Source organism: Thomasclavelia sp., from assembly GCF_017889095.1.
GTDB lineage: Bacteria > Bacillota_I > Bacilli_A > Erysipelotrichales > Coprobacillaceae > Thomasclavelia.
The window spans coordinates 1-8,673 of record NZ_JAGHEW010000335.1 but is presented as its reverse complement, the minus strand read 5'-3'; the positions used below and the strand labels follow the sequence as shown (position 1 = coordinate 8,673).

Below are 8,673 nucleotides of genomic sequence, written 5' to 3'. Positions count from 1 at the left end.
TTAATGGTTTTATTAGCGGCTTTTATTGTATTGTTTTTAGTCGGGCAGATGTTTTTTACTTTTTATACTACGTTTACTTTAACTATGGGCGTGTTTTATGGTTATTGTTTAAAGCATCAAAAAAGTTATCGTTTTGGTAAATATGGCTTAATGGTTATATCGGCGATTAAAAATTTTTTAGTCTTTTTTATTCTTGGTGGTTTAGTGGGAATTAATTTATTTACTGAAGGAATGGAAATGTATCAGGCGCTTATAGGTTTATTGCCGTTTTTAAAGGGAATCTTAAATCCGATGGTCATGTTAGGAGTGCTTTGGATTTTATTATTTATTTGTGAAGGGTATATTGTTAGGGTGTATTCGAATCTATTGATAGTTAAAATGATGAAAAGAAAATGAAATTAATGTATAATGTTATTATTGATAGGTGGTGGACTTAGTGTCAGTAAAGATGAATAAATTGAAAAGTTTTGCCGAAGTACTCTTGGTTGTTGAAAGTATCTTGATATTATTATTGTATTTTTTTGTATCTAAAGCATTTTTGTTTTTTGTTTTATATGTTTGGATCAAAAATATAATTATTTATGGATTTATTGTTTATCTTTCTTCTTTAGCTAGTGAAGCTAATTTGAGTGTTAGTGATGCTTTGAATGATGAAGCTAAAAATGCTTTTATTTTTGGTGGTGTGGGGTTAATTCAATATGATGAAAACCGCAATATTATTTGGCTAAGTGATTTATTTACGGAATTGAAATTAGATATTGTCGGTAAAAAATTATTGGAGTGGCAGCCCTTACTGGCATCATTATTTGAAGATGATGATATTAAAGTTATTGATATTAATTCACGAAAATATGAAGTATATAACAGTAAAGAAAACCGCATGTTATATTTAAAAGATGTTACTGATTATGTGGCTATTAGTAAAGAGTATCTTGATCAGCAAATAGCTGTAGCCTATATTACAATTGATAACTATGAAGAATCAATTGATCAGGCAGATGAACAGACCGCTGCAGCCATCCAGTCAACTTCGAGACAGTTAATTATTGACTGGGCTAATGAAAATGGCGTAATCTTAAAGCGTTATAAAAGTGATGGTTTTATTGCGGTTTTTAATGAACGGACTTATCGTAAACAAGTAGAAGATAAATTTAAGATCTTAGATCAGTTTAAAGATCAGGCTGATAAATTAGGCCAGGTAATGACTTTATCAATTGGTATTGGTCGTGGCAGCAATATTTTAAGAGAGTTGGAACAAATGGCTTTTTCTGCTTTATCACTGTCTTATTCACGTGGTGGTGATCAGGCAACGGTTAAATCAAGCGATGAACCAATTCGTTATTTTGGTGGTAATAGTGAAAGTTATGAAAAATCTAATAAAGTCAGAGCTAGAGTTATTGCGCAGACTTTAGCGGGATTAATTAAACAAGCTGAAAATATCTTTATTATGGGGCATAAACAATCGGATTTTGATTCCTTTGGAGCTTCAATAGGGATGTATGCGTTAGCGAAAACTTATGAAAAAGAAGCTCGAATCATTATTGATAATGAATCATTGGAAGAAAAAACCGGAGCGATTGTAAAAAAACTCCAAGGACAGGATAAATATAAAGGGGTGTTTATTTCACCGGCTAGAGCTTATGATTTTTTACATCCAAATAGTTTATTGATTTGTGTTGATAACCATAAGCCAACTTTAGCGATTGATGATACTTTATTAGATATGATTCAAAATAAAGTAGTTATTGATCATCATCGCCGCGGTGAAGAGTTTATTGATTTACCGTTACTTACTTATCTAGAACCAGCGGCTTCTTCAACAGTAGAATTGATCGTGGAACTGTTTGATTATCAAAAAGATCCCGTTATTGTAAGTGAAGAAGAAGCAACGATCATGTATACAGGAATGTTGATCGATACAAATTATTTTAAAACTAGAGTGGGAACCCGAACTTTCCAGGCAGCAGCGATGTTAAAAGAACTGCAGGCTGATGTATCGAAAGCCTATAAGTATCTAGAAGATGATTATGATACAACGTTAACGAAACTGTCAATTACGCAGACAGCTTATCGCTATGGTGAAAATATCTTGATAGCTTATGGCAGACAAGATAAAATATATAGTCGTACTCTATTAGCTAAAGCGGGAAATGAGTTATTAGGAATTAGCGGAATCAAAGGAGTATTTATTGTTGGTCGAACGGCTAAGGAAGAAATCTCAATTAGTGCTCGCAGTACCCGTGATATTAATGTACAGTTAATAATGGAAAAACTTGGTGGTGGTGGACATTTTTCGATGGCTGCCTGCCAGATGAAATATGAAGATATTACGGTCGTGATTAATTTATTAGAAGAAGCGATCAATGAATATTTAGATGAAAGGACGAATGATTAATGAAAGTTATTTTATTACAAGATGTAAAGAAATTAGGTAAAAAAGGTCAAGTTGTTAAAGTTGCCGATGGGTATGGACAAAACTATTTGATCAAAAATAAGTTAGCTGTTTTAGAAACAGTTAGTAGTCGTAAAATTTTAGAAAATGAAAAACAGTTAGAACATGAAAAAGATTTAGAAAATCAAAAGGCTGCTAAAGAATTAGCTAAAAAATTAGAAGGTATAACTTTGGAATTTACTTTAAAATCAGGTAAAGATGGCAAAACATTTGGTAGTGTTTCAACTAAACAGATTGTTGAACAATTAAGAGAAAAATATGATATTCGAATTGATAAAAGAAAATTTATCGAAGCTCATCCAATCGGAGCTTTAGGATATACTAAATTAAAAGTAGATTTATATAAAGGAATTATTGGCACAATTACCGTTCATTTAAAAGAACGTTAGGAGTAAATTATGGCTGGACGGGAATATCCTCATGATATCGTAGCGGAAAGATCGCTGCTTGGAGCGATGCTGATATCTAAAGATAAATGTATTGATATTTTAAATAAAGCTAGTGAAGATGATTTTTATGAAGATCGACATCGTTTGATTTTTAGTGCAATGGCTTCTTTAAATGATACGGGCATGGCTATTGATGTTACAACGGTAACATCGTATTTATTAGATCATGGTCAGTTAGAAAAAAGCGGTGGGGTTGATTATTTGCTTCAATTAAGTGAATCAGTCCCAACTGTTGCTCATAGCAATCATTACTTAAAAATGCTTCATAATAAAGCAACCCTTAGAAGGATCATTAGGGAAACAACGCGGATTGCCGAAGAAGCTTATGATGATGTTGAAGATATTGATGATTTTATTGATAACACGGAAAAAACAATTTTAAAGGTTACCCAGGAAAGAAGTGCGGGTGAATTTAGAGATATTCGTGGTGTTATTAAAAGTGTAACTGATCGTTTGAATTTACTTCAAAAAATTGATGGTAATATTTCTGGAGTCAAATCAGGTTTTCGTGATCTTGATAAAATTACTTCCGGATTTCAAAAGGGTGATCTGATTATTTTAGCAGCGCGTCCAGCAATGGGAAAAACCGCGTTTGCACTAAATATTGCTCATAATGCGGCTTTTAAATCAGAAGAACCAGTAGCCATCTTTTCTTTAGAGATGCCAGCGGAACAGTTAGTGCAAAGAATTATTTGTTCCATGGGCGGAATTGAAGGTTCTTCCATTCGTACTGGAGAGATCTTAAAAACTAATGCCAATAAATACTACGCGGCAGCTGAACGGGTTTCTAAATGTAATATGTATATTGATGATAGTCCGGGAATTAGAATTAATGATATTGTCGCTAAAAGTCGAAAGTTAAAAAGTGAACATGGATTGAAATTAATTGTAATTGACTACTTACAGTTAATTACTTCATCATCTAAAAATCGTGAAAATAGACAACAAGAAGTATCTGAAATCTCACGAACTTTAAAAGCTTTGGCCAGAGAATTAGAAGTGCCAGTTATCTCCCTTTCCCAATTATCACGTTCAGTTGAACAACGTCCTAATAAACGGCCAATGATGTCCGATTTAAGAGAATCTGGGGCAATTGAACAGGATGCGGATATTGTTTCATTTATTTATCGTGAAGACTACTACAAAGATCCTAGTGAACAAACTGAAAATAGCGGGTTAACGGAAATAATTATCGCTAAACATCGTAATGGTGCTACTGGTGAAGTTAATTTAGCTTTTGAAAAAAATTATAGCCGTTTTTCAGATTTAGCACATGTTGGACCAGAAGGTAGTGGTGAAGGAGTTCGCGATTTACGCGGTTAGGAGGAAAAGAGATGTATCATTTATATCGAGAAGGCTGGATCGAAGTCATTTGTGGTTGTATGTTTGCCGGTAAGACCGAAGAATTAATTAGAAGAATCAATGTTTTAAGTTATGCGAAAAAAAATATTGTTGTTTTTAAACCGAAAATAGATAATCGTTATTCTGATAGTGAAATTGTTTCATATTCAGGAGCTCACGTACCTTGCTTAGTAGTTGAAAAAGCACAAGATATTTTAAAAAAAGTTGATCCTGACGTAGAAGTTGTAGCGATTGATGAAGTTCAATTTTTTGATGATGATATCATTGAAGTATGCGAGTATTTAGCAGATAAAGGGATTCGGGTCATGGTAGCTGGCTTGGATATTGATTTTAGAGGTGAATCTTTTGGGGTGATGCCTGAATTATTGACACGAGCTGAATTTATTACTAAATTAAATGCTGTTTGTGCTAAATGTGGTGCACCAGCAACGAGAACCCAACGACTAGTCAATGGTAAACCAGCGGATTTTGAAGATCCGATTGTTTTAGTTGGTGCTAAAGAGCGTTATGAACCACGTTGTCGCCATTGTCATCAGGTTTATAACAAACCACATAAATTTTAAGCAGGTTTTAAACTTGCTTTTTATTGTATAAAATAAAGACAAGTTACGGCCGTAACTTGTCTTTGACTTCTATTTATTTATTAAAGGGAGGGTAGTTTTCTTACTACACCTATATAATAAAATAACTTAGTGAACTGAATGTGAACTAATAAAATAATTAAAGAAAAAAATAGCGATAATTTCATCGAAAAATTTATTTTGCTTATTTATTATGTTTATTATATAATAGGATAGGTTTGGAGGTATAAATCATGAACGAAAGTATGTTAGAACGTTTAAAAATAATGGAAAATAGATATGAAGAATTGAGCCAAATGTTGATGGATCCTGATATTGGCAGTGATATTAAAAAAATGACTGCCGTTACTAAAGAACAGGCTAGTTTACAAGGCGCTTACGATTTATATCAAGAGTATAAAAAAATTGCCAATGGCATTGAAGAAGCTAATGAATTGGTAAAAGAAAATGATCCAGAAATTAAAGAAATGGCTAAAATGGAATTAGCTGAATTAGAAGAAAAATTACCAGATATCATTCATCGTTTAGAAATTGAATTAATTCCTAAAGATCCAAATGATAATAAAGATGTTATTATGGAAATTCGTGGGGCCGCGGGTGGTGATGAAGGAAATATTTTTGCTGGTGATTTATATCGGATGTATGTAAAATACGCCGAATCTCAAGGATGGAAAATTGATGTCATGGAAGCTGATGTAGCAGAAGCTGGGGGTTATTCATTAATTTCATTCATGGTCAAAGGTGAAGATGTTTACGGTAAATTAAAATTTGAATCAGGATCTCATCGAGTTCAGCGAGTTCCTAAAACGGAAACTCAAGGACGGGTGCATACTTCAACGGCTACTGTTTTAGTTATGCCTGAAGTTGAAGAAGTTGATGTTGAAATTAATAAAAATGATTTAAGAATTGATACTTATCGAGCTAGTGGAGCTGGAGGACAACATATCAATAAAACTGATTCTGCAGTGCGAATTACCCATTTACCAACCGGAATCGTAGCTGCCAGCCAGGATGGTCGTTCGCAACATGATAATAAAGATAAAGCGATGAAAGCTTTAGTTGCTCGTATTTATGACTATTATCAGCAGCAGCAAAATGAACAAGTTGATAGTGAAAGAAAAAGTAAAGTTGGTACTGGTGATCGGGCGGAAAAAATTAGAACTTATAATTATCCCCAAAATCGGGTTACTGACCATCGTATCGGTCTAACAATTCAACAGTTAGATCGGATCATGGAAGGTAAATTAGATGATATTATTACGGCTTTGATCAATGAAGATCAACGTTTAAAAATGGAAGGACAAAATTAATGGCAACCGTAAAAGAATTGATCAAAAATGCTGAAAGTAAATTAGATAAAGAGTATAAAGATGTTAATGTTGCTAAGGTTTTGTTTTATCATTTAGCTAAAAAAGAACCTCATGAATTATATTTGATGTATGATGAAGAGGTAGCACCGGAATTAGAAGAAGCTTTTTTAGCGGGAATGGAAGAATATTATCAAGGGAAACCGATTCAATATATCAAAGGAGTCGAAACATTTTTTGGCAGAGATTTTAAAGTTAATGAAGATGTTTTGATTCCCCGCTATGAAACGGAAGAATTAGTTGAAAATATTCTTTATCATATTGATGATTATTTCAGTGATTATCAAACGATTGATTTATGTGATGTCGGAACAGGCAGTGGTGCTATTGCCATCAGTTTAGCTTTAGAAGAACCACGGACTAATGTTTATGCAAGTGATATTTCTGATAAAGCAATTGCGGTAGCTAAAGAAAATGCAGCCAATTTAAACGCTAATGTCAATTTTATGGTCGGCGATCTATTAAATCCATTACTAGAAAATAAAATAAAAGTCGATATCTTTGTTTCTAATCCCCCATATATTCCTAATAACCAGGAAATTGAAGCTATGGTCAAAGATAACGAACCTCATGTGGCTTTATTTGGTGGTAATGACGGTTTGTATTTCTATCGACGGATTTTTAAGGAAGTAAAACCGTTATTAAAAGATCGCGCTTTATTAGCGTTTGAAATGGGCTTTGATCAACGGGAATTAATGGAAGAAGCATTAGCTACATATTTTCCTAATGAACCATATCAAATTATCAAAGACATCAACGGAAAAGATCGGATGTTATTTATCTATCATAATTTAAAATAATCAAACGGAGTGCTTCACTCCGTTTTAATATTGAGCATTATTTGACTTACGCGGAATAAATTTATCAAAAAAATCAACGATTGAATAGGCGATAAAAGCACCTAAACTACCTAATATAATTTGATTAATATCAAAATATCCTCTTAAAGTAATAACTTGAATTAATTCAAAGATGGTTATGGCTAAGATGATATAAATCATAAAATATTTTTTGATTTTTAATACTGGATAACATTCCCTTATCAATACTGCTACTGGCATATACATGACAAAAGAAACAAATAAAGAACGTGGTGTTGATAAATTAGTAAAAGGAATCAAATTAGTACATCTAATTATTTTTTCAAAATATGGTACATTAGCAACACCGGCAACACCTGAATTGAAAATCTCAATGCAAATATAATAGATATATATACCAAGCAATAACATAAATAATTTTCTATTTTTCATAAGTTTCTCCCAAATTCAACAAAATATAAGTTGTAAAGACATTATTTTTATAATCCGTAATATAAGTCCCTAAATATTTATTAATAATATCTTGGACGATTCGTAAACCATAGCCATGGCTTCCTTTTTTAGTGCTTTTTTTAAGATTTTTACTTGGATCATGATTACAGTCATTAGATACTTTTAATAGGATATTATCATCTTTTTGATAATCCAGTTTAATAGTTACTTCACTTATTGCATTTTCAATTGCGTTATCGACTATATTAATAAACAAGGATAAAAAATCACTATGATAATTTAAATCAGCTAAATTATTACTTTTGATTTTAAAAGTAAGATTAGAATTTGTGGTTATATAGCTAAGATAAGCATCAATAATAATATTATCAGTATAGGCATGATTACTTTTAAAACTAAGATCTTGATCAAGATCGGTTATGATTTCAGTTGCTTCTATAACCTTATTTTCATTTAATAACTGATGTAAAATAATAATTTTATTTTTTAGATCATGTTTGATTTTTACAGTTTTGGTTTGCTTATCGTTAAGTTCATTAACATAGCTTTTGGTTACTTTTGATAAAAAATTATTTTGTAAAGTAAGTGATAACTGATAAGAGTCATTATACAAATATTGAATTACAATATTATTATTAATACAAATTAATCCCATAACTATATACATAAATATATGAGCCAGTTTCCAACTGGCAATATTAGGAAATTGATCATAAAATATTAGTTCTATTAGTAATAATGATATTGTAGAAAAAAGAATAAAGATATTGATCCTACCTGTTGGTAAAAAGAATCTAAGTTTAAAAGAATAAACTAAAAGGGATAAAATTATAACAGAAAAAAGTAAAGTTTCGACATAACTAACATAACTGATGGAATTGAGATTGAATTTTATGCCCCAAATTGAAAGTTCAATTAAAATATATAAATAAAATATTAAAGTCGTAAAAAAAGCACTAAAATATAAAAGTTGTAGATGATTATTAAAATTTATCAAATATAATACAGCACTAAAAATCAAAAATATTCCAATTCCTAAACAAATGATGTTTTCATCAAAATAATTAAATAAAACATTAATTGCCATAGATCCCAAAAACAGTGGTAATATCCAGCTTTTGATTTTAATAGTTTGATAATAAATATTTTGATAAATATAAACAGTTAGAAACAGAAAAAACATTTGTA

General features: G+C 31.4%; 9 protein-coding genes. 7 read left to right on the top strand and 2 right to left on the bottom strand.

The window, feature by feature from the left end:
• The 7 genes from J7M77_RS14500 to prmC all read left to right on the top strand — a co-directional run.
• Nucleotides 1–396 (top strand): DUF2232 domain-containing protein (locus tag J7M77_RS14500; protein ID WP_296879841.1); only part of this gene is annotated, 396 nt, incomplete at its 5' end.
• A gap of 40 nt (nucleotides 397–436) precedes the next feature.
• Nucleotides 437–2,395, top strand: coding sequence for a DHH family phosphoesterase (locus J7M77_RS14495; RefSeq protein ID WP_296879840.1), 1,959 nt, complete (start codon nucleotides 437–439; stop codon nucleotides 2,393–2,395).
• The gene (gene rplI, locus J7M77_RS14490; protein ID WP_296879838.1) at nucleotides 2,395–2,841 is read left to right on the top strand and encodes a 50S ribosomal protein L9; all 447 of its coding nucleotides are present in this window, start codon (nucleotides 2,395–2,397) and stop codon (nucleotides 2,839–2,841) included. The genes J7M77_RS14495 and rplI overlap by 1 nt, the downstream gene beginning before the upstream one ends.
• A gap of 9 nt (nucleotides 2,842–2,850) precedes the next feature.
• Nucleotides 2,851–4,224, top strand: a complete 1,374-nt coding sequence (dnaB, locus tag J7M77_RS14485) for a replicative DNA helicase (RefSeq protein WP_296879836.1) — start codon at nucleotides 2,851–2,853, stop codon at nucleotides 4,222–4,224.
• 11 nt (nucleotides 4,225–4,235) lie between these two features.
• Entirely contained in the window at nucleotides 4,236–4,826 is a 591-nt protein-coding gene (locus tag J7M77_RS14480; protein WP_296879834.1) for a thymidine kinase, read from the top strand.
• A gap of 251 nt (nucleotides 4,827–5,077) precedes the next feature.
• Nucleotides 5,078–6,154, top strand: a complete 1,077-nt coding sequence (gene prfA / locus J7M77_RS14475) for a peptide chain release factor 1 (RefSeq protein ID WP_296879832.1) — start codon at nucleotides 5,078–5,080, stop codon at nucleotides 6,152–6,154.
• Nucleotides 6,154–7,011, top strand: coding sequence for a peptide chain release factor N(5)-glutamine methyltransferase (gene prmC / locus J7M77_RS14470; protein WP_296879830.1), 858 nt, complete (start codon nucleotides 6,154–6,156; stop codon nucleotides 7,009–7,011). The genes prfA and prmC overlap by 1 nt, the downstream gene beginning before the upstream one ends.
• Before the next feature lie 24 nt (nucleotides 7,012–7,035).
• Here prmC and J7M77_RS14465 read toward each other — a convergent pair whose 3' ends face one another.
• Together J7M77_RS14465 and J7M77_RS14460 are read right to left on the bottom strand one after the other, a co-directional pair.
• The gene (locus tag J7M77_RS14465) at nucleotides 7,036–7,464 is read right to left on the bottom strand and encodes a VanZ family protein (protein ID WP_296879828.1); all 429 of its coding nucleotides are present in this window, start codon (nucleotides 7,462–7,464) and stop codon (nucleotides 7,036–7,038) included.
• Nucleotides 7,454–8,673, bottom strand: a 1,220-nt coding sequence (locus J7M77_RS14460; RefSeq protein WP_296879826.1) for a GHKL domain-containing protein, incomplete at its 5' end; no start/stop codon positions are given. The genes J7M77_RS14465 and J7M77_RS14460, both read right to left, overlap by 11 nt.